Annotated in this window: 16 protein-coding genes, 21 tRNA genes, 3 rRNA genes and 1 riboswitch; of the genes, 37 read left to right on the top strand and 3 right to left on the bottom strand. The window is 42.9% G+C overall.

The genetic code is table 11. The features are described from left to right. Nucleotides 1–72: 72 nt before the first annotated feature. The 30 genes from perR (at nt 73) to CKV70_RS08525 (ending at nt 15,855) form a co-directional block, all read left to right on the top strand. A complete protein-coding gene (gene perR / locus CKV70_RS08670; protein WP_003733104.1) occupies nt 73–519 on the top strand; it encodes a peroxide-responsive transcriptional repressor PerR in 447 nt (148 codons plus the stop codon). A gap of 445 nt (nt 520–964) precedes the next feature. After that, nucleotides 965–2,514, top strand: a 16S ribosomal RNA gene (locus CKV70_RS08665). A gap of 246 nt (nt 2,515–2,760) precedes the next feature. Continuing rightward, nucleotides 2,761–5,692: ribosomal RNA gene (locus tag CKV70_RS08660) — 23S ribosomal RNA — on the top strand. Nucleotides 5,693–5,769: 77 nt separating this feature from the next. Further along, nucleotides 5,770–5,885: ribosomal RNA gene (gene rrf / locus CKV70_RS08655) — 5S ribosomal RNA — on the top strand. The 16S, 23S and 5S rRNA genes sit together here with 21 tRNA genes alongside, the layout of an rRNA operon. A gap of 9 nt (nt 5,886–5,894) precedes the next feature. Then, nucleotides 5,895–5,967, top strand: a tRNA-Val gene (locus CKV70_RS08650). Nucleotides 5,968–5,975: 8 nt separating this feature from the next. Continuing rightward, nucleotides 5,976–6,051 (top strand) — tRNA-Thr (locus tag CKV70_RS08645). Nucleotides 6,052–6,092: 41 nt separating this feature from the next. Then, nucleotides 6,093–6,165 (top strand) — tRNA-Lys (locus CKV70_RS08640). A gap of 5 nt (nt 6,166–6,170) precedes the next feature. Next, nucleotides 6,171–6,252, top strand: a tRNA-Leu gene (locus tag CKV70_RS08635). 15 nt (nt 6,253–6,267) lie between these two features. Next, nucleotides 6,268–6,342, top strand: a tRNA-Gly gene (locus CKV70_RS08630). Between the two features lie 14 nt (nt 6,343–6,356). Further along, nucleotides 6,357–6,442, top strand: a tRNA-Leu gene (locus tag CKV70_RS08625). Nucleotides 6,443–6,451: 9 nt separating this feature from the next. Continuing rightward, nucleotides 6,452–6,525: transfer RNA gene (locus tag CKV70_RS08620), tRNA-Arg, on the top strand. A 10-nt stretch (nt 6,526–6,535) separates the two neighbouring features. Continuing rightward, a tRNA-Pro gene (locus CKV70_RS08615) sits at nt 6,536–6,609 on the top strand. Between the two features lie 22 nt (nt 6,610–6,631). Continuing rightward, a tRNA-Ala gene (locus tag CKV70_RS08610) sits at nt 6,632–6,704 on the top strand. Between the two features lie 42 nt (nt 6,705–6,746). Next, nucleotides 6,747–6,820 (top strand) — tRNA-Met (locus CKV70_RS08605). 11 nt (nt 6,821–6,831) lie between these two features. After that, a tRNA-Ile gene (locus CKV70_RS08600) sits at nt 6,832–6,905 on the top strand. A 22-nt stretch (nt 6,906–6,927) separates the two neighbouring features. Beyond that, a tRNA-Ser gene (locus CKV70_RS08595) sits at nt 6,928–7,017 on the top strand. Nucleotides 7,018–7,059: 42 nt separating this feature from the next. Continuing rightward, nucleotides 7,060–7,133 (top strand) — tRNA-Met (locus CKV70_RS08590). A 4-nt stretch (nt 7,134–7,137) separates the two neighbouring features. After that, nucleotides 7,138–7,213: transfer RNA gene (locus CKV70_RS08585), tRNA-Asp, on the top strand. Nucleotides 7,214–7,217: 4 nt separating this feature from the next. Further along, nucleotides 7,218–7,290: transfer RNA gene (locus CKV70_RS08580), tRNA-Phe, on the top strand. Nucleotides 7,291–7,318: 28 nt separating this feature from the next. Then, nucleotides 7,319–7,391 (top strand) — tRNA-His (locus CKV70_RS08575). A 23-nt stretch (nt 7,392–7,414) separates the two neighbouring features. Then, nucleotides 7,415–7,485: transfer RNA gene (locus tag CKV70_RS08570), tRNA-Gly, on the top strand. 25 nt (nt 7,486–7,510) lie between these two features. Continuing rightward, nucleotides 7,511–7,584: transfer RNA gene (locus tag CKV70_RS08565), tRNA-Ile, on the top strand. A 6-nt stretch (nt 7,585–7,590) separates the two neighbouring features. Next, a tRNA-Asn gene (locus CKV70_RS08560) sits at nt 7,591–7,663 on the top strand. Nucleotides 7,664–7,697: 34 nt separating this feature from the next. Then, nucleotides 7,698–7,788 (top strand) — tRNA-Ser (locus tag CKV70_RS08555). 5 nt (nt 7,789–7,793) lie between these two features. After that, nucleotides 7,794–7,865: transfer RNA gene (locus tag CKV70_RS08550), tRNA-Glu, on the top strand. Nucleotides 7,866–7,931: 66 nt separating this feature from the next. Continuing rightward, nucleotides 7,932–9,107, top strand: a complete 1,176-nt coding sequence (locus CKV70_RS08545; RefSeq protein ID WP_010989784.1) for an MFS transporter — start codon at nt 7,932–7,934, stop codon at nt 9,105–9,107. Between the two features lie 76 nt (nt 9,108–9,183). After that, nucleotides 9,184–9,290: riboswitch (SAM riboswitch) on the top strand. A gap of 106 nt (nt 9,291–9,396) precedes the next feature. After that, nucleotides 9,397–11,694 carry a 5-methyltetrahydropteroyltriglutamate--homocysteine S-methyltransferase gene (metE, locus tag CKV70_RS08540; RefSeq protein WP_003733295.1) on the top strand — a complete coding sequence of 766 codons (2,298 nt, stop codon included), beginning with the start codon at nt 9,397–9,399 and terminating at the stop codon, nt 11,692–11,694. Between the two features lie 21 nt (nt 11,695–11,715). Continuing rightward, complete coding sequence (locus tag CKV70_RS08535; protein WP_014600902.1) at nt 11,716–12,840, top strand: aminotransferase class I/II-fold pyridoxal phosphate-dependent enzyme; 1,125 nt, start codon at nt 11,716–11,718, stop codon at nt 12,838–12,840. Beyond that, nucleotides 12,833–14,005: a cystathionine beta-lyase gene (gene metC, locus CKV70_RS08530; protein WP_014600901.1), complete on the top strand. Its 1,173-nt coding sequence runs from the start codon at nt 12,833–12,835 to the stop codon at nt 14,003–14,005. The genes CKV70_RS08535 and metC overlap by 8 nt, the downstream gene beginning before the upstream one ends. Continuing rightward, the gene (locus CKV70_RS08525) at nt 14,002–15,855 is read left to right on the top strand and encodes a bifunctional homocysteine S-methyltransferase/methylenetetrahydrofolate reductase (protein ID WP_014930967.1); all 1,854 of its coding nucleotides are present in this window, start codon (nt 14,002–14,004) and stop codon (nt 15,853–15,855) included. The genes metC and CKV70_RS08525 overlap by 4 nt, the downstream gene beginning before the upstream one ends. Nucleotides 15,856–15,888: 33 nt before the next feature. On the opposite strand, the gene CKV70_RS08520 is transcribed toward CKV70_RS08525, so the two are convergent. Further along, complete coding sequence (locus CKV70_RS08520; protein WP_003723268.1) at nt 15,889–16,827, bottom strand: 1,4-dihydroxy-2-naphthoate polyprenyltransferase; 939 nt, start codon at nt 16,825–16,827, stop codon at nt 15,889–15,891. Between the two features lie 174 nt (nt 16,828–17,001). Here CKV70_RS08520 and CKV70_RS08515 point away from each other — a divergent pair, with 174 nt between their 5' ends. From CKV70_RS08515 to CKV70_RS08495, 5 genes are read left to right on the top strand one after another with little or no spacing between them, the layout of a single operon-like run. Continuing rightward, nucleotides 17,002–18,390, top strand: a complete 1,389-nt coding sequence (locus CKV70_RS08515; RefSeq protein ID WP_003723267.1) for an isochorismate synthase — start codon at nt 17,002–17,004, stop codon at nt 18,388–18,390. Further along, on the top strand, nt 18,387–20,129 hold the full coding sequence (menD, locus tag CKV70_RS08510) for a 2-succinyl-5-enolpyruvyl-6-hydroxy-3-cyclohexene-1-carboxylic-acid synthase (protein WP_014600899.1): 1,743 nt from the start codon (nt 18,387–18,389) through the stop codon (nt 20,127–20,129). The genes CKV70_RS08515 and menD overlap by 4 nt, the downstream gene beginning before the upstream one ends. 1 nt (nt 20,130) lies before the next feature. Beyond that, the gene (menH, locus tag CKV70_RS08505; protein WP_014600898.1) at nt 20,131–20,958 is read left to right on the top strand and encodes a 2-succinyl-6-hydroxy-2,4-cyclohexadiene-1-carboxylate synthase; all 828 of its coding nucleotides are present in this window, start codon (nt 20,131–20,133) and stop codon (nt 20,956–20,958) included. Continuing rightward, complete coding sequence (gene menB, locus CKV70_RS08500) at nt 20,955–21,773, top strand: 1,4-dihydroxy-2-naphthoyl-CoA synthase (RefSeq protein WP_003726089.1); 819 nt, start codon at nt 20,955–20,957, stop codon at nt 21,771–21,773. Before menH ends, menB begins: the two co-directional genes overlap by 4 nt. A 15-nt stretch (nt 21,774–21,788) precedes the next feature. Next, nucleotides 21,789–23,198: an o-succinylbenzoate--CoA ligase gene (locus CKV70_RS08495; RefSeq protein WP_014930965.1), complete on the top strand. Its 1,410-nt coding sequence runs from the start codon at nt 21,789–21,791 to the stop codon at nt 23,196–23,198. An 18-nt stretch (nt 23,199–23,216) separates the two neighbouring features. On the opposite strand, the gene CKV70_RS08490 is transcribed toward CKV70_RS08495, so the two are convergent. After that, entirely contained in the window at nt 23,217–24,170 is a 954-nt protein-coding gene (locus CKV70_RS08490; RefSeq protein WP_012951687.1) for a metal ABC transporter substrate-binding protein, read from the bottom strand. A 149-nt stretch (nt 24,171–24,319) separates the two neighbouring features. Beyond that, nucleotides 24,320–24,586 (bottom strand): membrane protein insertion efficiency factor YidD, encoded by a 267-nt coding sequence (gene yidD, locus CKV70_RS08485; protein ID WP_003723261.1) that lies wholly within the window; start codon nt 24,584–24,586, stop codon nt 24,320–24,322. 73 nt (nt 24,587–24,659) lie between these two features. Here yidD and ytkD point away from each other — a divergent pair, with 73 nt between their 5' ends. Together ytkD and CKV70_RS08475 are read left to right on the top strand one after the other, a co-directional pair. Further along, nucleotides 24,660–25,133, top strand: coding sequence for an RNA deprotection pyrophosphohydrolase (gene ytkD, locus CKV70_RS08480; protein WP_003723260.1), 474 nt, complete (start codon nt 24,660–24,662; stop codon nt 25,131–25,133). A 50-nt stretch (nt 25,134–25,183) separates the two neighbouring features. Continuing rightward, complete coding sequence (locus CKV70_RS08475; RefSeq protein ID WP_003727325.1) at nt 25,184–25,426, top strand: DUF2584 domain-containing protein; 243 nt, start codon at nt 25,184–25,186, stop codon at nt 25,424–25,426. Nucleotides 25,427–25,434: the final 8 nt, after the last annotated feature.

Below are 25,434 nucleotides of genomic sequence, written 5' to 3'. Positions count from 1 at the left end.
CTGCCATTCTATTGACAGTTAAACGTTATTTCCGGTATTATGAATATAATAATTATTTTTGGAAGGGAGTGCATGGCGGTGTCTAATGCAACTCTAAAAGAGGCAGTAGATGTCTTGAAGAAAACAGGAGTAAGAATCACTCCTCAGCGTCATGCTATACTAGAATTCTTAATTAACTCACATACACACCCAACCGCGGACGATATTTATCGAGCTTTAGAAGGAAACTTCCCTAACATGAGTGTAGCAACTGTATATAATAATTTACGCGTTTTCCGTGATGCTGGTCTAATTAAGGAATTATCCTATGGTGATGCATCTAGTCGATTTGATTTTTCTACATCTAATCATTACCACGCAATTTGTAATGTGTGTGGAAAAATAGTTGATTTTCATTATCCAGGTTTAGATGAAGTAGAACATTTCGCAGCACATATGACCGGATATGAAATAGATAATCACAGACTGGAAGTATATGGTATATGTCCAGCGTGTAAAGAAAAACAATCAAATAATTAATCAAAACACTTAGCCTAGCTAGGTGTTTTTTTGCAATTTTTTTCATTTTTATTTAATTTTATGCATAATTCGGTTGACATATATCTCAAAACTTGATATATTAGTTTTCGGCGCTACGATAGCAGCGATTTAAATGAATTTTATTCATAAAATAAATTCAAAAAGTTGTTGACAGATAGTTGCTGAAATGATATGATTTAAAAGTCGCAAAAAACAAACGAAAACATTCGCATATCAAGCATGAAAGCGACTAACTGACCTTTGAAAACTGAACAAAGAAGAAGACGAAAAGCAATGAGACGTAAAGTCTCACTGGTAATCGCAGGGCAGAAAACAGAAAGCTGTTTTCGACAAAACAAACTAGTAATTTAATTGCTAGCGAAGTCAATTTGACGCAAGGAATCTTATTCACGGTGTTGAATAAGTATTCAAATTCGATTTATATTTTAAAGAGAGTTTGATCCTGGCTCAGGACGAACGCTGGCGGCGTGCCTAATACATGCAAGTCGAACGAACGGAGGAAGAGCTTGCTCTTCCAAAGTTAGTGGCGGACGGGTGAGTAACACGTGGGCAACCTGCCTGTAAGTTGGGGATAACTCCGGGAAACCGGGGCTAATACCGAATGATAAAGTGTGGCGCATGCCACGCTTTTGAAAGATGGTTTCGGCTATCGCTTACAGATGGGCCCGCGGTGCATTAGCTAGTTGGTAGGGTAATGGCCTACCAAGGCAACGATGCATAGCCGACCTGAGAGGGTGATCGGCCACACTGGGACTGAGACACGGCCCAGACTCCTACGGGAGGCAGCAGTAGGGAATCTTCCGCAATGGACGAAAGTCTGACGGAGCAACGCCGCGTGTATGAAGAAGGTTTTCGGATCGTAAAGTACTGTTGTTAGAGAAGAACAAGGATAAGAGTAACTGCTTGTCCCTTGACGGTATCTAACCAGAAAGCCACGGCTAACTACGTGCCAGCAGCCGCGGTAATACGTAGGTGGCAAGCGTTGTCCGGATTTATTGGGCGTAAAGCGCGCGCAGGCGGTCTTTTAAGTCTGATGTGAAAGCCCCCGGCTTAACCGGGGAGGGTCATTGGAAACTGGAAGACTGGAGTGCAGAAGAGGAGAGTGGAATTCCACGTGTAGCGGTGAAATGCGTAGATATGTGGAGGAACACCAGTGGCGAAGGCGACTCTCTGGTCTGTAACTGACGCTGAGGCGCGAAAGCGTGGGGAGCAAACAGGATTAGATACCCTGGTAGTCCACGCCGTAAACGATGAGTGCTAAGTGTTAGGGGGTTTCCGCCCCTTAGTGCTGCAGCTAACGCATTAAGCACTCCGCCTGGGGAGTACGACCGCAAGGTTGAAACTCAAAGGAATTGACGGGGGCCCGCACAAGCGGTGGAGCATGTGGTTTAATTCGAAGCAACGCGAAGAACCTTACCAGGTCTTGACATCCTTTGACCACTCTGGAGACAGAGCTTTCCCTTCGGGGACAAAGTGACAGGTGGTGCATGGTTGTCGTCAGCTCGTGTCGTGAGATGTTGGGTTAAGTCCCGCAACGAGCGCAACCCTTGATTTTAGTTGCCAGCATTTAGTTGGGCACTCTAAAGTGACTGCCGGTGCAAGCCGGAGGAAGGTGGGGATGACGTCAAATCATCATGCCCCTTATGACCTGGGCTACACACGTGCTACAATGGATAGTACAAAGGGTCGCGAAGCCGCGAGGTGGAGCTAATCCCATAAAACTATTCTCAGTTCGGATTGTAGGCTGCAACTCGCCTACATGAAGCCGGAATCGCTAGTAATCGTGGATCAGCATGCCACGGTGAATACGTTCCCGGGCCTTGTACACACCGCCCGTCACACCACGAGAGTTTGTAACACCCGAAGTCGGTAGGGTAACCTTTATGGAGCCAGCCGCCGAAGGTGGGACAGATAATTGGGGTGAAGTCGTAACAAGGTAGCCGTATCGGAAGGTGCGGCTGGATCACCTCCTTTCTAAGGAAAAGGAAACCTGTGAGTTTTCGTTCTTCTCTATTTGTTCAGTTTTGAGAGGTTAGTACTTCTCAGTATGTTTGTTCTTTGAAAACTAGATAAGAAAGTTAGTAAAGTTAGCATAGATAATTTATTATTTATGACACAAGTAACCGAGAATCATCTGAAAGTGAATCTTTCATCTGATTGGATGTATCATCGCTGATACGGAAAATCAGAAAAACAACCTTTACTTCGTAGAAGTAAATTGGTTAAGTTAGAAAGGGCGCACGGTGGATGCCTTGGCACTAGGAGCCGAAGAAGGACGGGACTAACACCGATATGCTTTGGGGAGCTGTACGTAAGCGTTGATCCAGAGATTTCCGAATGGGGGAACCCACTATCTTTAGTCGGATAGTATCCTTACGTGAATACATAGCGTGAGGAAGGCAGACCCAGGGAACTGAAACATCTAAGTACCTGGAGGAAGAGAAAGAAAAATCGATTTCCTGAGTAGCGGCGAGCGAAACGGAAAGAGCCCAAACCAAGAAGCTTGCTTCTTGGGGTTGTAGGACACTCTATACGGAGTTACAAAAGAAAGTTATAAATGAAGCGGTCTGGAAAGGCCCGCCAAAGACGGTAACAGCCCGGTAGTTGAAATAGCTTTCCCTCCAGAGTGGATCCTGAGTACGGCGGAACACGTGAAATTCCGTCGGAATCCGGGAGGACCATCTCCCAAGGCTAAATACTCCCTAGTGACCGATAGTGAACCAGTACCGTGAGGGAAAGGTGAAAAGCACCCCGGAAGGGGAGTGAAACAGTTCCTGAAACCGTGTGCCTACAAGTAGTTAGAGCCCGTTAATGGGTGATAGCGTGCCTTTTGTAGAATGAACCGGCGAGTTACGATTTGTTGCAAGGTTAAGCGGAAAAAGCGGAGCCGTAGCGAAAGCGAGTCTGAATAGGGCGCATAAGTAACAGGTCGTAGACCCGAAACCAGGTGATCTACCCATGTCCAGGATGAAGGTAAGGTAATACTTACTGGAGGTCCGAACCCACGCACGTTGAAAAGTGCGGGGATGAGGTGTGGGTAGCGGAGAAATTCCAATCGAACTTGGAGATAGCTGGTTCTCTCCGAAATAGCTTTAGGGCTAGCCTCGAGGTAAAGAGTCATGGAGGTAGAGCACTGTTTGGACTAGGGGCCCTTCTCGGGTTACCGAATTCAGATAAACTCCGAATGCCATGTACTTATACTCGGGAGTCAGACTGCGAGTGATAAGATCCGTAGTCGAAAGGGAAACAGCCCAGACCACCAGTTAAGGTCCCCAAATATATGTTAAGTGGAAAAGGATGTGGGGTTGCTTAGACAACCAGGATGTTGGCTTAGAAGCAGCCACCATTGAAAGAGTGCGTAATAGCTCACTGGTCGAGTGACCCCGCGCCGAAAATGTACCGGGGCTAAACATATTACCGAAACTGTGGATGAACCTCTTTAGAGGTTCGTGGTAGGAGAGCGTTCTAAGGGCGGTGAAGTCAGACCGGAAGGACTGGTGGAGCGCTTAGAAGTGAGAATGCCGGTATGAGTAGCGAAAGAAGGGTGAGAATCCCTTCCACCGAATATCTAAGGTTTCCTGAGGAAGGCTCGTCCGCTCAGGGTTAGTCGGGACCTAAGCCGAGGCCGATAGGCGTAGGCGATGGACAACAGGTAGAGATTCCTGTACCAGTGCTAATTGTTTAACCGATGGGGTGACACAGAAGGATAGGGAATCGCACGAATGGAAATGTGCGTCCAAGCAGTGAGTGTGAGAAGTAGGCAAATCCGCTTCTCGCGAAGCATGAGCTGTGATGGGGAAGGAAATTAAGTACGGAAGTTCCTGATTTCACGCTGTCAAGAAAAGCCTCTAGGAAGAGTAGTACTGCCCGTACCGCAAACCGACACAGGTAGATGAGGAGAGAATCCTAAGGTGAGCGAGAGAACTCTCGTTAAGGAACTCGGCAAAATGACCCCGTAACTTCGGGAGAAGGGGTGCTCTATTAGGGTGCAAGCCCGAGAGAGCCGCAGTGAATAGGCCCAGGCGACTGTTTAGCAAAAACACAGGTCTCTGCAAAACCGTAAGGTGACGTATAGGGGCTGACGCCTGCCCGGTGCTGGAAGGTTAAGAGGAGTGCTTAGCTTCGGCGAAGGTACGAATTGAAGCCCCAGTAAACGGCGGCCGTAACTATAACGGTCCTAAGGTAGCGAAATTCCTTGTCGGGTAAGTTCCGACCCGCACGAAAGGCGCAACGATCTGGGCACTGTCTCAACGAGAGACTCGGTGAAATTATAGTACCTGTGAAGATGCAGGTTACCCGCGACAGGACGGAAAGACCCCGTGGAGCTTTACTGCAACCTGATATGGAATGTTTGTACCGCTTGTACAGGATAGGTAGGAGCCGAAGAGACGTGTGCGCTAGCATACGAGGAGGCAATGGTGGGATACTACCCTGGCTGTATGACCATTCTAACCCGCCACGCTTAGCGCGTGGGGAGACAGTGTCAGGTGGGCAGTTTGACTGGGGCGGTCGCCTCCTAAAGAGTAACGGAGGCGCCCAAAGGTTCCCTCAGAATGGATGGAAATCATTCGCAGAGTGTAAAGGCACAAGGGAGCTTGACTGCGAGACTGACAAGTCGAGCAGGGACGAAAGTCGGGCTTAGTGATCCGGTGGTTCCGCATGGAAGGGCCATCGCTCAACGGATAAAAGCTACCCCGGGGATAACAGGCTTATCTCCCCCAAGAGTCCACATCGACGGGGAGGTTTGGCACCTCGATGTCGGCTCGTCGCATCCTGGGGCTGTAGTCGGTCCCAAGGGTTGGGCTGTTCGCCCATTAAAGCGGCACGCGAGCTGGGTTCAGAACGTCGTGAGACAGTTCGGTCCCTATCCGTCGCGGGCGCAGGAAATTTGAGAGGAGCTGTCCTTAGTACGAGAGGACCGGGATGGACACACCGCTGGTGTACCAGTTGTTCCGCCAGGAGCATCGCTGGGTAGCTATGTGTGGCAGGGATAAACGCTGAAAGCATCTAAGCGTGAAGCCCCCCTCAAGATGAGATTTCCCATTTCTTCGGAAAGTAAGATCCCTGAAAGATGATCAGGTAGATAGGTTTGGAGTGGAAGTGTAGCGATACATGGAGCGGACAAATACTAATCGATCGAGGACTTAACCAAAAAATGAAACGAAGTTACCTAACTGAACCCTTTCTTCTCTAGTTTTGAGAGAGCAATCTTTCAACAATTCAATATTGTCTGGTAGTTATGGCGAGAAGGTCACACCCGTTCCCATCCCGAACACGGTAGTTAAGCTTCTCTGCGCCAATGGTAGTTGGGGGCTTCCCCCTGCGAGAGTAGGTCGCTGCCGGGCAGTATTTCTGGAGGTTTAGCTCAGCTGGGAGAGCATCTGCCTTACAAGCAGAGGGTCAGCGGTTCGATCCCGTTAACCTCCATTTTTTATGCCGGCTTAGCTCAGTTGGTAGAGCAACTGATTTGTAATCAGTAGGTCGCGAGTTCGACTCTTGCAGCCGGCACCATTAATATTAACTTTATAATAATACATATTTTTTATTGTAGAGAGCCGTTAGCTCAGTTGGTAGAGCATCTGACTTTTAATCAGAGGGTCGCTGGTTCGAACCCAGCACGGCTCACTTTTGCGGGTGTGGCGGAATTGGCAGACGCACCAGATTTAGGATCTGGCGCCGCGAGGCGTGGGGGTTCAAGTCCCTTCACCCGCACTTATTATGGAATATGCGGAAGTAGTTCAGTGGTAGAACATCACCTTGCCAAGGTGGGGGTCGCGGGTTCGAACCCCGTCTTCCGCTCCATATTTTATAGCAACGCCGGGGTGGCGGAACTGGCAGACGCACAGGACTTAAAATCCTGCGGATAGTGATATCCGTACCGGTTCGATTCCGGTCCTCGGCACTTATATTTGCGCCCATAGCTCAACTGGATAGAGTACTTGACTACGAATCAAGCGGTTAGAGGTTCGACTCCTCTTGGGCGCACTTTATTAAACGGGAAGTAGCTCAGCTTGGTAGAGCACTTGGTTTGGGACCAAGGGGTCGCAGGTTCGAATCCTGTCTTCCCGATAGTTTAATCCCTTATTATTAAGGGGCCTTAGCTCAGCTGGGAGAGCGCCTGCTTTGCACGCAGGAGGTCAGCGGTTCGATCCCGCTAGGCTCCACTTGTTTCACATTTAAGTAGAAAATAGTTGCCTTATTATTATGGCGGTGTAGCTCAGCTGGCTAGAGCATTCGGTTCATACCCGAAAGGTCGTGGGTTCGACTCCCTCCGCCGCTATTTTCAATCTTGGACCTTTAGCTCAGTTGGTTAGAGCAGACGGCTCATAACCGTCCGGTCGCAGGTTCGAGTCCTGCAAGGTCCACTTGTCACTTTATTATTATCATGGAGGAATACCCAAGTCTGGCTGAAGGGATCGGTCTTGAAAACCGACAGGCGGGTAATACCGCGCGGGGGTTCGAATCCCTCTTCCTCCGTTTTTCACTTGTGATATGTGGACTAAAATTTAATATTATTGTCGCGGGGTGGAGCAGTCTGGTAGCTCGTCGGGCTCATAACCCGAAGGTCGTAGGTTCAAATCCTGCCCCCGCAATAGTGGTTCCGTGGTGTAGGGGTTAACATGCCTGCCTGTCACGCAGGAGATCGCGGGTTCAAATCCCGTCGGGACCGCCATTATGGCTTGGTAGCTCAGTTGGTAGAGCACTTGATTGAAGCTCAAGGTGTCGGCAGTTCGATTCTGTCCCAAGCCATTCTTTTTTTAAACATTTTTGCCTTATGGCGGATATGGCGAAGTGGTTAACGCACCTGATTGTGGTTCAGGCATTCGTGGGTTCGATTCCCATTATCCGCCCTTTGTTTTTAAAATTATATTATGCGGGTGTAGTTTAGTGGTAAAACTACAGCCTTCCAAGCTGTTGTCGTGGGTTCGATTCCCATCACCCGCTTTTTACCATGAATATAGTTTTACTGGGGCCTATAGCTCAGCTGGTTAGAGCGCACGCCTGATAAGCGTGAGGTCGATGGTTCGAGTCCATTTAGGCCCATTTTATTCCACAGTAGCTCAGTTGGTAGAGCAATCGGCTGTTAACCGATCGGTCGCAGGTTCGAGTCCTGCCTGTGGAGTTATTCTTTAAAAGAGAATAAGCTTTTTATATCTGGGGAAGTACTCAAGTGGCTGAAGAGGCGCCCCTGCTAAGGGTGTAGGTCGCTCGCGCGGCGCGAGGGTTCAAATCCCTCCTTCTCCGCCAGATATGGCCCGTTGGTCAAGCGGTTAAGACACCGCCCTTTCACGGCGGTAACACGGGTTCGAATCCCGTACGGGTCATCCTAAAAACAATGTCAGTTTGTGACATTGTTTTTTTATTTAGTAAAATTTTGTTGGAGGTATCTAATGGGGGCTAAAGGTAAGTTTTGGATTTTGACGATGGTTGTTGCCATTTCTGGATTGTCACAAGGGGTTTTGTTACCTCTTATTGCGATAATATTAGAGGAGAGAGGTATAAGTGCAGGAATTAATGGGTTTCATGCTACGGGAATCTACTTAGGAGTTTTGCTTATTTCTCCATTTATTGAGGCGCCACTTCATAAATATGGCTATAAGCCGATTATTTTAGTTGGGGGAGGACTAGTTGCGGTTTCGATTTTGGCTTTTCCAATTTGGTTTAATTTATATTTTTGGTTTATATTAAGGTTGCTTATTGGTGTGGGGGATCATATGTTACATTTTTCTTCGCAGACTTGGATTGGGGCAATGAGTGATCCGAGTAAACGTGGTCGGAATATGGCTATTTATGGTTTGTTTTTCTCATTAGGATTTGCGATTGGGCCGCAATTGGTTAATTTAGCAGAAATTAATGCGAACTTGCCTTTCTTTTTATCTGGAATTTTAGTTTTGATAGCTTGGGGACTCGTTTGGTTTGTTCGTAATGACTTTGTTGGTGAAAAGGCTGTGATTCGGAAAATTTCTTTTTGGGGTAGTTTGAAACGTTTTTCGGATGTATTTAAATTGGCTTGGGTAGCGATGATTCCGCCGTTTTTATATGGGATTTTGGAGACTGGACTTAATGCGACATTTCCAGTTGTTGGGTTGCGTGATGGACTCGACACGATGATGATTGCGATGGTTATTTCTTCTTTTTCGGTGGGGACGATTATTTTTCAGGTGCCTATTGGGATTGTTAGTGATAAGTTTGGACGAGGAAAAGTATTACCTCTATTGACGGGAGCAGGAGCAGTTGTTTTTGTGTTGACCGCATTTGTTAAGATACCTGTTTTATATGTGGTTTTCTTCTTTGTGTTGGGGATTTTACTTGGGTCTCTATATTCGCTTGGATTATCTTATATGACGGATTTGACGCCACTTGAATTGCTTCCGGCTGGGAATATTTTGGTTGGTATGTGTTTTAGTTTGGGAAGCATTATTGGGCCGAGCGCGACTGGAATGATGATTGGGATTTTTGGAAATCAAATATTTTATTTTGTAGTAGCCGGAATCCTTGTGCTTGGCTGTTTGTTGCTAATATTTGGAGCACGGAAAGATGCTCTTGAAAAGAAAATGAAAAATTAATGATTGACAGTTTTTAGCTGCAAGTGGTATGATGATTTCAATCCAATTTAAGTGATTAAAAAAACTAAATAAATTGCTCTTATAATGAGTGGTAGAGGGACTGGCCCGTTGAAACCCGGCAACCTTTCAATACGTTGAAAAGGTGCTAAATCCTGCGAAGTGTGATGCTTCGAGAGATAAGAGAGACTTAAAAAGTTTCAGTGTATTTGTGTATCGAAACTTCCAAACCTCTCTAGTTCTCTAGGGAGGTTTTTTATTGGCAAAAAATCGAGAGGATAAGGTGATAGGTATGGTAAAGGCGATTAGTTCAAACTTGGGGTATCCGAGACTTGGGGAGAAACGTGAATGGAAACGTGCGTTAGAAAAATTCTGGAATGGTGCGATTTCGGAAGAGGAATTGTTGGCTGAAACGAAGGCTCTGCGATTGCATGCGCTGAAAAAACAACAAGAAAAAGGAATTGATTTGATTCCGGTTGGTGATTTTAGTTTTTATGATCAAGTGCTTGATACGAGTGTGACATTTGGAATTATTCCAAAACGTTTTCAGCATGATGGTGGGAAAGTTTCGCTAAATACATATTTTGATATTGCACGTGGTAAAAGTGACGCGGTTGCCTCTGAAATGACTAAATGGTTTAATACTAACTATCACTATATTGTTCCTGAACTGGCGGATGCGGATCCGAAAGTGTTGGATAATCGGGCGCTTTATTATTACGAAGAAGCGAAGAAAGAGCTTGGTATTGAAGGTAAGCCAGTGCTTGTTGGTCCGGTTACTTACTTAAAACTTGGAAAAGGGAACGATGCGGAAAATTTTGAAGCGTTATTAGATAAATTTATTCCGGCGTATGTGGAAATTCTGAAAGAGCTTGAGCGGGCTGGTGCCAAGTGGGTGCAAATTGATGAGCCTTATCTGGCAACTAGCTTTGATAAATCAGAAATTAAGTTATTTGAAAAAGTGTATCAGGCGTTTCAAACCGCAGTACCAAATTTGAAAATCGAATTACAAACTTATTTTGAAAGTTTGGATTATTATGAAGAGGTTGTTAATTTACCAGTAGCGGCGATTGGAATTGATTTTGTTCATGATCATGGCGATTCGCTTGAAGCGTTGAAGGCTCATGGGTTCCCGGAAGATAAATATTTAGCGGCCGGTGTGATTGATGGTCGGAATGTTTGGCGGAGTGACTTGGATGCAAAACTTTCGCTACTTACTGAGATTGCGGATTATGTGACGGATGGGAAATTGATTGTGCAGCCTTCCAACTCCTTACTACATGTGCCAGTAACGAAACTGAGCGAACCAGATTTGGATGAAGTGATTCTCGGTGGTTTATCGTTTGCTGATCAGAAATTAGACGAGATTGCTATTTTGACGAAGGCTTTGACGGATGGTGCGGAAAGTGTGACAGCTGAACTGGAAGATGCTCGTGCGGCAGTGACGGCGCTCAATGAATCAAGTCATCGAAATAATTTAGAAGTACAAGAAGCGATTGCGAATTTGGAAAATGTTCGGGTTGACCGAGAGTTGCCATTTGCGGAACGGATTAAATTGCAGCATGCTTGGTTGAATTTACCGCTATTTCCAACAACGACAATCGGAAGTTTCCCACAATCGCCGGAAGTGCGGAAGACTCGGGCTGATTGGTTAAAAGGTAATATTACGGATGCGGAATATAATGCTTTTATTGAAAAAGAAACGGCGCGCTGGATTAAAATTCAAGAGGAATTAGATATTGATGTATTGGTCCACGGCGAATTTGAACGGACAGACATGGTAGAATATTTCGGGCAGAAATTGGCTGGTTTCCAAGCAACGAAATTTGGTTGGGTGCAATCATACGGTTCGAGAGCAGTTCGTCCGCCGCTTATCTACGGAGATGTTGCTTTTACAGAAGAAATTACGGTGAAAGAAAGTGTCTATGCCCAGTCGTTAACGAAACGTCCGGTCAAAGGGATGCTCACTGCGCCAGTAACAATCATCAACTGGAGTTTTGTTCGTGATGATGTGCCTGAAAGTGTTGTTGCGAATCAAGTTGGACTCGCGTTACGTAAAGAAGTAGAAGCCTTAGAACGTAATGGTATTAAAGTGATTCAAGTCGATGAGCCGGCTTTACGTGAAGGTTTGCCGCTGAAGCAAGCTAGATGGGAAAAATATTTAAATGATGCGGTTTATTCGTTTAAATTAACGACTGCTTCGGTGCAAAATGATACGCAAATTCATACGCATATGTGTTATTCGGATTTTGACGATATTATTGATACGATTAGTGCTCTAGATGCAGATGTTATTTCGATTGAAACGTCAAGAAGTCACGGGGAGATTATTTCGACATTTGAAGAAGTGACGTATGATAAGGAGATTGGCCTTGGAGTTTATGATATTCATAGTCCACGTGTTCCAACTGTGACAGAAATTCAAGACAATATTCGCCGGGCGTTACGGGCAATTGATGCGAAACAATTTTGGATTAACCCGGATTGTGGGTTGAAAACGCGGAAAGAGCCTGAAACAATTGCGGCGCTACAAGATATGATTAAAGCGACTAAAGAAGTTCGTGCGGAATATCAAGTATTAGAGAAATAAAGGAATGGAGGAGAGGTAATTATGGCAAAGCTGAAACAAGAGACGATAGCAGCGCAAATTGGAAATAGAAAATGTGAAAGAACGGGTGCTGTCAATATGCCAGTCTACTTCTCTACAGCTTACCAGCATGCCGATCTTGGAGTATCAACGGGGTATGATTATACTAGAACTGGAAATCCGACGCGAGATGCTTTACAGGAAGCACTCGCGGAACTAGAAAATGGGACGCATGCTTTTGCAACGAGTTCAGGGATGAGTGCGATTCAACTTGTTTTCCAACTTTTTAAAACTGGTGAACATATTATTAGTTCGCAGGATTTGTACGGGGGGACTTTTAGATATTTTGGACAGTTTGGTGCGCAATATCAGATTGGATTTTCTTATTGGGACGGGGCGGAGATTGCTGATTTGGAAAAATTGATTCGTCCAGAAACGAAGGCGATTTTTATTGAAACGCCAACGAATCCATTGATGCAGGAAACGGATATTGCGACTGTCGCAAAATGGGCCCATGCGCATGATTTACTTGTGATTGTGGATAATACTTTTTATACACCTGTTTTACAGCAGCCGCTATCTTTGGGAGCGGATATTGTGATTCATAGTGCGACGAAGTATCTCGGTGGTCATAATGATGTGCTAGCTGGTGCGGTTATAGTAAAAGAGGAAAAACTCGGAAAATTCTTCTTTGATCAATTGAATGCGACGGGGACGGTCCTATCACCATTTGATAGTTGGTTATTGATTCGCGGGCTTAAGACACTGGTTTTACGAGTGAGACAACATCAAGCTAATGCTCAAAAAATCGCGGCGTTTTTGGAAGAGCACAAGCTAGTGGAGGAAGTGCGCTATCCAGGACGTGGTGGGATGATTAGTTTCTTTATTCGAGATGCGGCGCTCGTATCGCCACTTTTGAAAGAACTAGAATTGTTTACTTTTGCGGAAAGTTTAGGCGGTGTGGAGAGTTTGATTACTTATCCAACGACTCAAACACATGCGGATATTCCGGTGGAGTTGCGGAATTCTTACGGGCTGACAGATAAATTGTTGCGCATCTCAGTTGGGATTGAAGCGAGTGAGGATTTGATTGCTGACTTGTCTAAGGCGCTCGATGCGGTTTTGGAAGAGGTGAGTGCTCGTGGCTAAAGAATACGCGCAAGATACGGCTGTAATTAAAGCGAGCCTCGGGATTGATAAAGAAACAGGTGCGCTTAATACGCCGATTCATTTATCTTCTACTTTCCATCAACATGATTTTGATAACTACCATGCTTATGATTATGCAAGAAGTGGAAACCCAACCAGGGGAAAAGTGGAACAGGCGATTGCAGAATTGGAAGGTGGTACGAATGGTTTTGCCTTTGCTAGTGGAATGGCGGCTGTTTCTGTGGCACTTTTTACGCTTTCAAAAGGAGATCATTTTATTATTGCAAAAGATGTGTACGGCGGGACGTTTCGTTTGGTGGAACAAGTGTTGCCGCGGTTTGGGATTACGCATACTTTTGTTGATACAACAAATATTGACGAGGTTGCTAAGGCGTTTCAAGCAAATACAAAATTGGTTTATTTGGAAACTCCTTCTAATCCGCTGCTACATGTGACGGATATTCGCACAGTTGCTAAACTTGCGAAAGCGAATGGTTGCTATACATTTGTCGATAATACATTTTTAACGCCGCTGATTCAAAAACCGTTAGAATTAGGTGCGGACTTAGTTATCCATAGTGCGACGAAATTTCTTGGTGGGCATAGTGATATTTTGGCGGGGCTAATTGTCACAAATAATCCTAATCTTGCTGAAGCAGTGTACTTTTTGCAAAATTCGACTGGTGGGGTTCTTGGAGTGCAGGATTCGTGGTTGTTATTGCGCGGACTAAAAACACTTTCTGTGCGGATGAAGGCTGGGACGGAAACGGCGGAGAAAATTGCGCTATTTTTAAATGCGGAGCCAGATGTGGTTGCGGTGCATTATCCGGGGTTACCGTCGCATGCGGGGTATGACATTCAAGTGGAACAGGCGACAAGTGGCGGGGCTGTTTTATCGTTTGATTTAGGCAGTGAGGAAGCGGTGCGAGAACTAGTTACACATTTGGAATTGCCAGTGTTCTCTGTGAGTCTAGGTGCGGTCGAGAGTATTCTTTCTTACCCGGCTAAAATGTCTCATGCGGCTGTTCCGGAAGAGGAACGTTTGGCGCAAGGGATTACGCCAGGATTATTACGTTTTTCAGCTGGACTAGAAGATGCTGAAGACTTGATTGCAGATTTAAAACAAGCACTTTCATTCATTAAGAAGGGAAGTGTTGCGAAGTGAATTTAAGAAAAGATTTAAGCGAAAAAGTATTAATTGCTGACGGTGCGATGGGCACTTTGCTTTATTCTTATGGAGTGGATCGTTCGTTTGAGGAGCTAAATTTGTCTCATCCGGAAGATATTGTTGCGATTCATAAAGCGTACATTGGTGCTGGGGCGGATATTATCCAAACGAATACGTATGGCGCAAATTATATTAAATTAGCGCGATATGGTTTAGAGGATGAAGTGAAGCGTATTAATCAAGCAGCTATTCGATTGGCAAAGGAAGCGGCAAGAGGGACTGGAACGTATATTTTTGGGACGATTGGCGGAATAAATGGCGCTGTAGATGCAAGACTTCCGGCGGCTCCACTCGAAGAAATCAAGCGAAGTTTTAGGGAGCAGCTATACTGTTTTTTGTTAGATGGCGTGGATGCGATTTTGCTAGAAACATATTATGATTTAGATGAGCTTAAGACAGTGTTGAAAATTCTTCGCGAGACTACTGATTTACCAGTAGTTGCGAATGTTTCTATGCATGAACCGGGTATTTTGCAAAACGGGAAAAAATTGCCGGATGCGCTGGAAGAGCTTATTGCGCTGGGGGCGGATGTAGTTGGTATTAATTGCCGTCTTGGTCCGTATCACATGGCGCGTGCTCTTGAAACAGTGCCGCTGTATGATAATGCTTATTTGGCAGTTTATCCCAATGCTAGTTTGCCAGAGATGCAAGAAGGAAAAGTGATTTATCAGTCTGATACGGATTATTTTGAACATTATGGGGAGGTTTTTCGGCAAGAAGGCGCTCGGATTATTGGTGGTTGTTGTGGCACGACACCAGACCATATCCGCGCTTTGCGAAAAGGCCTTGAAACAACAAAACCCATTTTGGAAAAAGAAGTTCGGCCGATATTGGAACTTGTTCCAGAAGAAGTGGAGGATGTGGATTCTGGTGAACGTTTGCTTGATAAAGTGAAGGAACGTTTAACGATTTTGGTTGAACTAGATCCGCCGCGGACTTTTGATACGACGAAATTTTTTGAAGGAGCCCAGGCACTTGACGAGGCAGGCGTTGATGCGATTACGATTTCGGATAATTCGCTTGCCACGCCGCGGATTAGTAATATGGCGCTTGCTTCGATTTTGAAGCATGAATATGGTATTAAACCACTCATTCATTTGACGACACGGGATCATAATTTGGTTGGGATGCATTCGCATGTGATGGGATTTCATAAATTGGGGCTGCATGATGTGCTTGCAATTACAGGTGATCCAACTAAAGTAGGTGATTTCCCTGGAGCATCTTCGGTATTTGATTTAAGGTCTGTGGAATTAGTTCAGCTAATTAAAAAGTTCAATGAGGGAATTTCTTATACCGGGAAGTCGCTGAAAGAAAAGGCACGATTCCATGTTGGAGCGGCATTTAATCCGAATGTGCTGAACTTAGAGAAAGCGGTTAGGTTAATTGAGCGAAAAGTGGAATATGGTGCTGATTATATTATTACACAGCCAATTTATGATGTGAATAAAGCTATCTTATTAAAAGAAGCCTTGCAAAAAGCGAATATTGATGTGCCACTTTTTATTGGGGTTATGCCATTATTGTCTAGTCGGAATGCGGAATTTCTGCATAATGAGGTTCCCGGGATTCGTTTGACAGATGATGTACGGGAGCGAATGAGAGAGGCGGAAGAGCACGGTCATGCAAATGAAGAAGGGATGGCAATTGCTCGTGAATTAGTGGATGCGATTTGTGAGCATTTCCAAGGGATTTATATTATTACGCCATTTTTACGATATGATTTATCGATAGAATTAGCGAAATATGCCCAAAATAAACAGCAGGTCCAAATTGGATCTAAATAAAAAAACTGGTTGTCACGAGGACAACCAGTTTTTTTACATGAATAAATTTCTCGATAATAGACTTAAAAGGTAAGCAAGGGCTAATGTAATTCCGAAGATAGTTAATGCTTTGGATGTGGATTTCATGGCTGGGACCATTGTAATCGGCGAAGTTTTACCGATGAAACGACGCACAGCTCGAATAGCTTCTGGCAAACTAAGTAAAATCAGAAGCGTCCACCACGGAGCATCTTGTGTGAAAATAAGGGCGATTTCAAATACGTAACTGAATAGAAAAGCAGCTGCGAATAAAACGGTTGCCCATTTGCGACCTAGCAAGATAGCTAAGGTTAAACGACCATTTTTCTTATCAGGTACTAAATCACGAATACTATTAGCAAGTAGCAAGTTACCAACGAGCACCATTACTGGAATCGATACGTATACAATAAACGAACTAATAAATTCTGCTTGAATATAGAAGGAAATGAAAGTAATAATTCCCCCCATAAAGAATCCTGCCATAATTTCACCAAACGGCGTATAAGCAATAGGGTAAGGTCCTCCCGTATAAAGAAAGCCAACAAGCATACATATTGCGCCAAGTAATCCTACATACCAATTAAGTTCAATGGATAAATAAACACCACCGAGAATTGATAATATGTATAAGAAAATTGCTAGGAATAAAATAAATCCTGGGCGCATACCATTTCGGACGATGGCACCACCATTTCCAACCGAGTGCTCATCATCTTGTCCTTTTTTATAATCAAAATATTCATTGAATAAATTGGCGGATGTTTGTATAAAGAAACAAGCAATGAGCATAACGATAAAACGTGTAAAATGAAAACTGGTGTAGCTCATTGCGACCGATGTTCCAAGAAATACTGGAACGAAAGAGGCTACAAGTGTATGAGGACGAAGTAATGTCCACCATTTTTGAAATCCAGTTTGTTTTGTAAGTGCAGATTTTGAGGCATTAGCCATGTTTTTCTCTCCTTTTTCACTTCCATATGTTTCAGATGTCTACCCTTCATTTTAGGGAAATATTGTAAGAACGTCAATAATTAATGACGAAATGAAAGAAAAAACGCAAACCAAGCAGTTTAGCTCTATTTTTGGTATAATAGAAGATGTGAATGTAAAAGGAGAGATAAGCATATGAATACTAAATTGCCTCTTGATTTATTTAATCAAGCGAAACGTAGCGCAAGCCAAGATCAACCGGCTCTATTTAGCTGGGTAACTGAGTTAGATGAATTAGTGTCTCCAGTCAAATTGTTTAAAAAAGCTGGTACGGCTTTTAAAGGTGAACGTTTTTTCTGGCAAAATCCAGAAATGACACTGACCATGACCGGTTTTGGTGTAACGAAACAATTTTTGGCGGAGAAGAAAAAAGATGCTTTTCTTGGACTGCAAGAGAAAATTGAGAAGAGACTGCGAACTAGTGTAACCAATGCAACCGTAGATGCAACTGGACCAGTTTACTTTGGTGGTTTTGCCTTTGATCCTGAGCGTGATACAGAGAAAGAATGGCAAAGTTTTAAAGATGGCTTGTTTTATTTACCATTATTTATGTTAACGAATAAAGATGGTAAAAGTTATTTAACTGTTAATTTGTCTATCTACTCCGATGATACGGAGAGCAAATTAGAAGCTGTTTTTAATCAATGGCAAAAAATCATTCATCAAGAGGTTAATGAAGCTGAAATGGCATTACTTACAGATTTTAAGGAGATTGGCAAAGAACATTTCCTAGAAACTGCGAGTGAAATTATCGATATGATTAATCATTCAGAAGATGTAAAAAAAGTTGTTCTGGCTAGACGAATGGGCTTGCGTTTCCAGCGCCAAGTAGATAGTGCCATTATTTTGGAAAATATGCTAGCAACACAAGAAAATAGTTATTTCTTCCTTATTGAAAAGGGAACAGGGGTCTTTTTCGGGGCAACTCCTGAAAGATTACTTGCGGTCAATGGGGATGAAATTCATTCGTCATGTGTAGCCGGTTCTACGGAGCGCGGCGCTACTGAAGAAGCGGACGAAGCACTAGGAAATGCTCTGTTAAAAGATGCGAAAAACTTGCGAGAGCATTCTTATGTAGTGCAAATGATGGAAGAAACATTAAAACCATTTACAACAGGATTGTCGTTATCTAGCCAACCAGTACTTCTGAAAAATCGTGATATTCAACATCTATATATGAATATTACCGCGAAGAAAAAACCAGATGTTTCCATGCTTGAAATGGTAAAAGCTCTTCATCCAACGCCAGCTCTTGGCGGTTTACCTCAAAAAATGGGATTAGCCATTATTCGGATGAAAGAAGAAATGGATCGTGGTTTCTACGGAGCACCGATTGGCTGGGTTGACTTAAAAGGTTCTGGTGAGTTTGCTGTGGCCATTCGATCAGGCTTAATTGTCGATTCGCAGGGGTTAATCTATGCTGGTTGCGGGATTGTTGGAGATTCAGTACCAAAAGAAGAATTACAAGAAACGGCAGTAAAATTCCAGCCGATGTTACGCGTATTAGGAGGCATAAAGAAATGACAAACCACGAACAAGTGCTGACAGATTATTTAGCTGCATTTATTGAGGAGCTTGTGCAAGCCGGGGTGAAAGAAGCGATTATTAGCCCGGGTTCACGTTCCACTCCGCTTGCACTGATGATGGCAGAGCATCCGATTTTGAAGATTTATGTGGATGTTGACGAACGCTCGGCTGGCTTTTTTGCTTTAGGCCTTGCGAAAGCATCGAAACGTCCAGTTGTTCTACTTTGTACTTCTGGAACTGCAGCGGCGAACTATTTCCCAGCAGTTGCTGAAGCCAATTTATCACAAATTCCATTAATTGTTTTAACTGCCGATCGCCCGCATGAGCTTCGAAATGTTGGAGCACCGCAAGCGATGGATCAGTTACATTTATATGGTTCACATGTCAAGGATTTTACGGATATGGCGCTTCCTGAAAACAGTGAAGAAATGCTTCGCTATGCAAAATGGCATGGAAGTCGCGCGGTGGATATTGCAATGAAAACCCCACGTGGCCCAGTGCACCTTAATTTCCCATTACGCGAACCGCTTGTACCGATTTTAGAACCTTCACCATTCACAGCTACCGGGAAAAAACATCATCACGTACATATTTATTATACACATGAAGTTTTAGACGATAGCTCGATTCAAAAAATGGTGACGGAATGCACTGGTAAAAAAGGCGTATTTGTTGTTGGACCAATTGATAAGAAAGAATTGGAGCAGCCAATGGTTGATTTAGCGAAAAAACTAGGTTGGCCGATTTTAGCTGATCCACTTTCTGGACTCCGTTCATACGGGGCGCTAGATGAAGTAGTGATTGACCAATATGATGCATTCTTAAAAGAAGCAGAGATTTTGGACAAATTAACACCAGAAGTAGTTATTCGTTTTGGAAGTATGCCAGTTTCTAAACCACTGAAAAACTGGTTAGAACAACTTTCAGATATTCGTTTTTATGTGGTGGATCCGGGTGCTGCTTGGAAAGATCCGATTAAAGCGGTAACGGACATGATTCACTGTGATGAACGATTCTTACTAGATATCATGCAACAAAATATGCCTGACGATGCGAAAGATGCAGCGTGGTTAAGTAGATGGACATCGTATAATAAAGTGGCACGCGAAATCGTTTTGGCTGAAATGGCGAACACAACCATTTTGGAAGAAGGAAAGATTGTTGCGGAATTGCGCCGCTTGTTGCCGGACAAAGCAGGGCTCTTTATAGGTAATAGTATGCCGATTCGTGATGTCGATACGTACTTTTCACAAATTGATAAGAAAATAAAAATGCTAGCAAATCGCGGGGCTAATGGTATTGATGGAGTTGTTTCTTCAGCGTTAGGTGCTAGTGTTGTCTTCCAACCAATGTTTTTATTGATTGGTGATTTGTCCTTTTATCATGATATGAACGGGTTACTTATGGCGAAAAAATATAAGATGAACCTAACGATTGTGATTGTTAATAATGATGGTGGCGGAATATTCTCGTTCCTACCTCAAGCAAATGAACCGAAGTATTTTGAATCATTGTTTGGTACTTCCACCGAACTTGATTTCCGTTTCGCAGCTGCTTTTTATGATGCGGATTATCATGAGGCGAAATCGGTTGACGAGCTAGAAGAAGCTATTGATAAAGCTAGTTATCACAAAGGATTAGACATTATTGAAGTGAAAACAAATCGTCATGAAAATAAAGCAAATCATCAAGCGCTTTGGGCTAAAATTGCGGACGCGTTGAAGGCATTAAATTAATATGCTAGTAAACGGTCAACATTATCACCTAACAGCTGCTATAAGTGGAGAAAAGCCAGCTTTACTGATGTTACATGGTTTTACTGGAACAAGCGAAACATTTCAAGATATTATTTCGGGTTTGAAAGAACGCTTTAATATTATTGCGCCAGATTTACTTGGGCACGGAAATACCGCAAGCCCAGAAGAAATATCGTCTTACACAATGGAAAATATTTGCGAGGATTTAGCTGGAATTTTACATCAATTAAATATCAGTAGATGTTTTGTTCTTGGCTATTCGATGGGCGGGCGGGTCGCGACTGCGTTTGCAGCAACCTTTCCAAAAAGGGTGCGTGGACTTATTTTAGTTAGTAGCTCTCCTGGCCTTGAACAAGAAGATATCCGCGCAAGTCGTATCGAGGCTGATAATCGTTTGGCAGACTGGATTGAAGAAGAGGGCTTGGTGCCTTTTGTGGACTACTGGGAAAATTTAGCTTTGTTTGCTTCACAAAAAGTTTTGTCTCCTGAAATGAAAAGAAGAATTAGGTCAGAACGGCTATCGCAAAACTCGCATGGTTTAGCAATGAGTCTACGTGGGATGGGGACCGGAAAACAACTATCTTACTGGAACTGTTTAGCAAACTTTACTTTTCCAGTGCTACTCATTACCGGTGCTTTAGATGAGAAGTTTGAAAAAATCGCGCAGGAAATGCATCAACTTTTACCAAATAGTACGCATGTTTCAATTCAAGAAGCGGGGCATGCAGTTTATTTAGAACAACCAAACAGCTTTTCAAGTCAGCTTAATTACTGGCTGGAAGATATTTTGAAGGAGGAAGAAAAATGAGTTTTAATTGGCAAACAGAAAAAGTATATGAGGAAATCAAATATGAAAGTTACGAAGGAATCGCGAAAATTACGATTAATCGTCCAGAAGTACATAATGCATTTACACCAAAAACAGTAACAGAGATGATTGATGCATTTAACTTAGCGCGTGATAATTCGAATCTTGGTGTGATTATTTTAACAGGGGAAGGCGAAAAAGCTTTCTGTTCTGGCGGAGACCAAAAAGTGCGCGGTCACGGTGGTTACGTTGGCGATGACCAAATCCCACGCTTAAACGTACTTGATTTACAACGTTTAATTCGTGTTATTCCAAAACCAGTTATCGCGATGGTTGCAGGCTGGTCCATTGGTGGGGGAAATGTGCTTCAATTAGTATGTGACTTAACAATTGCAGCAGATAATGCGAAATTTGGTCAAACAGGACCGAATGTTGGTAGTTTTGATGCTGGCTATGGTTCTGGCTATTTAGCACGTGTTATCGGACATAAGAAAGCGAAAGAAGTTTGGTTCATGTGCCGTCAATATACAGCGGACGAAGCACTTGAAATGGGCTGGATTAACACAGTTGTTCCAGTAGCAGATTTAGAAAAAGAAACAGTAGCATGGGCAAAAGAAATGCTACAAAAAAGTCCAACTGCCTTGCGTTTCATCAAAGCAGCTTTCAATGCGGATACAGATGGTTTAGCAGGTATTCAGCAATTAGCTGGTGACGCAACACTTCTATACTACACAACCGATGAAGCCAAAGAAGGTCGCGATGCCTTTAAAGAAAAACGTGATCCAGACTTTGACCAATTTCCAAAATTCCCTTGATTTGAAGGTGTAAAAATGGACATGACAAACTGGCTTCAAAAACGAGTGCGGCTTTCTCCTAAAGAGACCGCACTCGTTTTTGAAGGAAAAGAAGAAACATTTGAAGAAATAAGTGAAGCAGTAGAGCGACTTGCGGGTAAATTATTCGCATTAGGCATTAGAAAAGACGAGATGATTGCATTGCTTGGAAAGAATGATCGGATGACGTTTTTGCTCATTCATGCGCTGCAACAACTCGGTGCGGTCACTTTATTTCTGAATAATCGTTTGACGAAAAAAGAGATAGCATATCAACTTGCGAACGCTGAAGTAAAACAAGTGATTGTGGCGGATACTTTTGAAGATAAGGTAGGGGCTGGAATAAGTTATTCTGAATTAGCGGAAACAGATTATAAAGAGCCAGAATTACTTGAAACTTGGGATTTATCACGCACAGCTTCCATTATGTATACGTCAGGGACCACGGGTAAGCCAAAAGGTGTCATACAGACTTATGAGAATCACTGGTGGAGCGCAGTTGCCTCTGTGCTAAATTTAGGTTTAACAGAGAAAGATAGCTGGCTCTGTGCTGTTCCGATTTTCCATATTAGCGGCTTATCGATTATGATGCGTTCGGTGATTTACGGAATTCCCGTATATTTGGAAGAGCATTTCGATGAAGAAAAAATCACGCAATTGCTTGAAAGTGGTAAAGTTTCCACGATATCGGTTGTGACTTCTATGTTGGAACGATTGTTGAAAATACATGGTGGCAGTTATCATCCGAATGTACGAACCATTTTGCTGGGCGGCGGTCCTGCTAGTAAAACCGTTTTGGAAATTTGCAAACAGCGTGACATTCCCTTAGTGCAGTCATTTGGTATGACAGAAACAGCTTCACAAATCGTTACTTTGCCACCGAAAGATGCCTTAAATAAAATCGGTTCTTCAGGTAAAGCGTTATTTCCAGCAGAAGTGAAAATTGCGGATGACGGAGAAATTTTACTAAAAGGACCATCGATTACACCTGGATATTTACATAATAAAAAAGCGACAGAAGCTTCGTTTGTGGATGGTTGGTTCAAAACCGGTGATATCGGCTATTTGGATGAAGAAGGCTTTTTATTTGTGTTAGAGCGTCGTTCTGATTTGATTATTTCGGGAGGAGAGAACATTTATCCTACTGAAATAGAACATGTCATTTCCGAGTATGAGGGCGTGAAAGAAGTGGCTGTTGTCGGTAAAACTGACGATAAATGGGGGAGTGTTCCCGTCGCTTTTATCGTTGTCGCAGAAACATTTGATGAAGATGAATTACGCCGCATCTGCCAAACAAACTTAGCTAGTTATAAAATTCCTAAACAAATTACGATTGTCGAAAATCTACCTAAAACAGCATCTGGTAAAATTCAACGCAATAAATTAAAAGAAAGGCACTCTAAGTAAATAGAGCGCCTTTCTTTTTTAATAATTAAGACCTTCTTTTAATGCTTTTAAATTATCGTTCATTATGGAAAGATAATCACGCTTTTGGTCTATGTCTTTTTGCGTAAGTGTTTCTAAATTGTGGAGTGTCAGTGTTTTTGTATTTGTTTCTTGTTGAATAACATCTGCTATTTTTGAGTTAGTGTTTTGTTCTAACATAATATATGGGATTTTTTCTGCTTCGATTTTTTCAACGATAGATTTTAATTTCTTTTGAGAAGGTTCATCACTTGTTGATACACCAGCAATAGGAATTTGGTGCAGACCATATTCTGTTTCCCAGTAGCTATAGGCTGCATGTGCTGTCACGAAGTCTTTTTGTTTTGCTTCCTTTGTAACTGTGCGGAAATCTTGATCTAGCTTTTTCAATTTTTCTTCGACAGCCTGGTAATTTTTTTCGAAAGTTTCTTTTTGATCGGGCATTTCTTTGATTAATTTATCTTTTACAACTGTTGCCATTTGTTCCATGTATACAGGATTTAACCATACGTGGGGGTTAATGTCGCCATGTTCGTGTTCTTCTTCGCTTTCGAGGTCATGTTCTTCTGCGGCATCTGGATCTTTTGGCAAGTCTAATTTTTCAGCGGTAGGGACGAAAGAGACATGTTCATTCGCGAGTGTTTTTTCCGCTTTATCTACAAATCCCTCCATACCAAGTCCGATATAGAAGAATAAATCACTATCGGCAATTTTCATCATATCTTTTTGAGTTGGTTCGAAGCTATGGGCATCAGAACCTGGTGGGTAAATGCTATGAACATCTACATACTCACCGCCGATTTGTTCTGTTAAATACTGCAAAGGGTAAACAGTTGTATAAACAGTTAATTGATCACTCTTTGTCGCTTTTGTATCGCTCTCATCTGAACAGCCAGTAAGTATGAGTAATGCCGAAAATAGTACAGTTAAAGCAATAAGATACTTTTTTCTCAATCTTTTCACTCCTCTAAATCGAAATAATTCTTGTTTAAATAATATACGAATCGTAGCAATTACGATTTATAGTCCGAATTTGATAATACCTTATTCTGGCTTAAAAAGCAAGAAAAAAATGAACCGGTAAAAACCGATTCATGATATGATTAATGATGGTGATGGACTTTACAAGAATGCTCGGAATCAGCGTTTTTATCTTTTTTAGGTGGCACAAAATCCAGCCCACCTTTATGAAACGGGTGGCATTTAGAAATACGTCTAATTGCAAGGTAACTTCCTTTTAGGGCACCGTGTGTCTGTATCGCTTCAATCCCGTAAGCAGAACAAGTCGGGTAAAAGCGACAAGTAGCCGGGGTGAACCGCGAAATATATTTTTGATAAAGTCGGATTCCTCCGATAAGAATTTTTTTCATTGATATTCATCCTCTAAATTTCAGCTTACATACAGCTTACCACATTTTTGAAAAAAGAAAAGGAAGTGAGTTTTTGTTTATTTATATTGATACACTTGGAAACAAAGTTACAATCTATTTTGAAGCACAGGAAAATAATCCGGACGATGTGCTCATTATACCTAAAACAAAGGATGGTTGGCTTTTTACCGAACATAAAATCCGTGGACTTGAATTTCCTGGGGGAAAAGGCGAACCAGGAGAAACAAATTTAGACGCAGCGAAACGCGAGCTCATGGAAGAGACGGGGGCGATTAGTGCGGAACTTCATTTTGTAGCCGATTATTTAGTCGAATCAGAGGAACGAACGTTTACTAAACGAGTTTATGCGGCGCATGTTATTTCCATCGAATCACTAGATGATTACCTTGAAACGAAAGGGCCTGTCATCATTCAAGGGGAGTTAAGCCAATTCATTTTACAACCGGCTTTTAGCTTTTTTATGCGAGATGCGGGAATGGTTCAAATTGTGCAACAAGCCGAGCGCATTTTAAATGATAAAAACTAGTCAAATAGGGGCAATCTCTGCTATGATTAAAGAAACTGGAGGTGGGAAAATTGGGTATGCCACTAGAGGTAAACACAATGATTGTAACAAAAGGAAAAGAAAAGCGAATTTCTGATAATTTCTTTGAACTGGAAAAATTAGGTTATCGTATTTATCCAATTGATGTGCCAATCGCAGTACGTAAAACAAAAGAAGGCGAAACACTTGGAGAAGCGATCCCTCGTAAACTCGTTTGGGAAAATAATAAAACTATCATTAAATATGAATTAATCGCATTAAATTCAAGTAATTAATTGTGGAG

Source organism: Listeria monocytogenes (assembly GCF_900187225.1).
In the GTDB taxonomy this organism is placed as follows: Bacteria; Bacillota; Bacilli; order Lactobacillales; family Listeriaceae; genus Listeria; species Listeria monocytogenes.
This window is presented reverse-complemented; position numbering and strand designations above follow the sequence as displayed.

Bases quoted from the DNA above. Each gene is read 5' to 3' on its own strand.
- perR (WP_003733104.1), top strand. From the start codon at position 73: ATGGCGGTGTCTAATGCAACTCTAAAAGAGGCAGTAGATGTCTTGAAG.
- CKV70_RS08545 (WP_010989784.1), top strand. From the start codon at position 7,932: ATGGGGGCTAAAGGTAAGTTTTGGATTTTGACGATGGTTGTTGCCATT.
- metE (WP_003733295.1), top strand. From the start codon at position 9,397: ATGGTAAAGGCGATTAGTTCAAACTTGGGGTATCCGAGACTTGGGGAG.
- CKV70_RS08535 (WP_014600902.1), top strand. From the start codon at position 11,716: ATGGCAAAGCTGAAACAAGAGACGATAGCAGCGCAAATTGGAAATAGA.
- CKV70_RS08520 (WP_003723268.1), bottom strand. From the start codon at position 16,827: ATGGCTAATGCCTCAAAATCTGCACTTACAAAACAAACTGGATTTCAA.
- CKV70_RS08515 (WP_003723267.1), top strand. From the start codon at position 17,002: ATGAATACTAAATTGCCTCTTGATTTATTTAATCAAGCGAAACGTAGC.
- menD (WP_014600899.1), top strand. From the start codon at position 18,387: ATGACAAACCACGAACAAGTGCTGACAGATTATTTAGCTGCATTTATT.
- menH (WP_014600898.1), top strand. From the start codon at position 20,131: ATGCTAGTAAACGGTCAACATTATCACCTAACAGCTGCTATAAGTGGA.
- menB (WP_003726089.1), top strand. From the start codon at position 20,955: ATGAGTTTTAATTGGCAAACAGAAAAAGTATATGAGGAAATCAAATAT.
- CKV70_RS08495 (WP_014930965.1), top strand. From the start codon at position 21,789: ATGGACATGACAAACTGGCTTCAAAAACGAGTGCGGCTTTCTCCTAAA.
- yidD (WP_003723261.1), bottom strand. From the start codon at position 24,586: ATGAAAAAAATTCTTATCGGAGGAATCCGACTTTATCAAAAATATATT.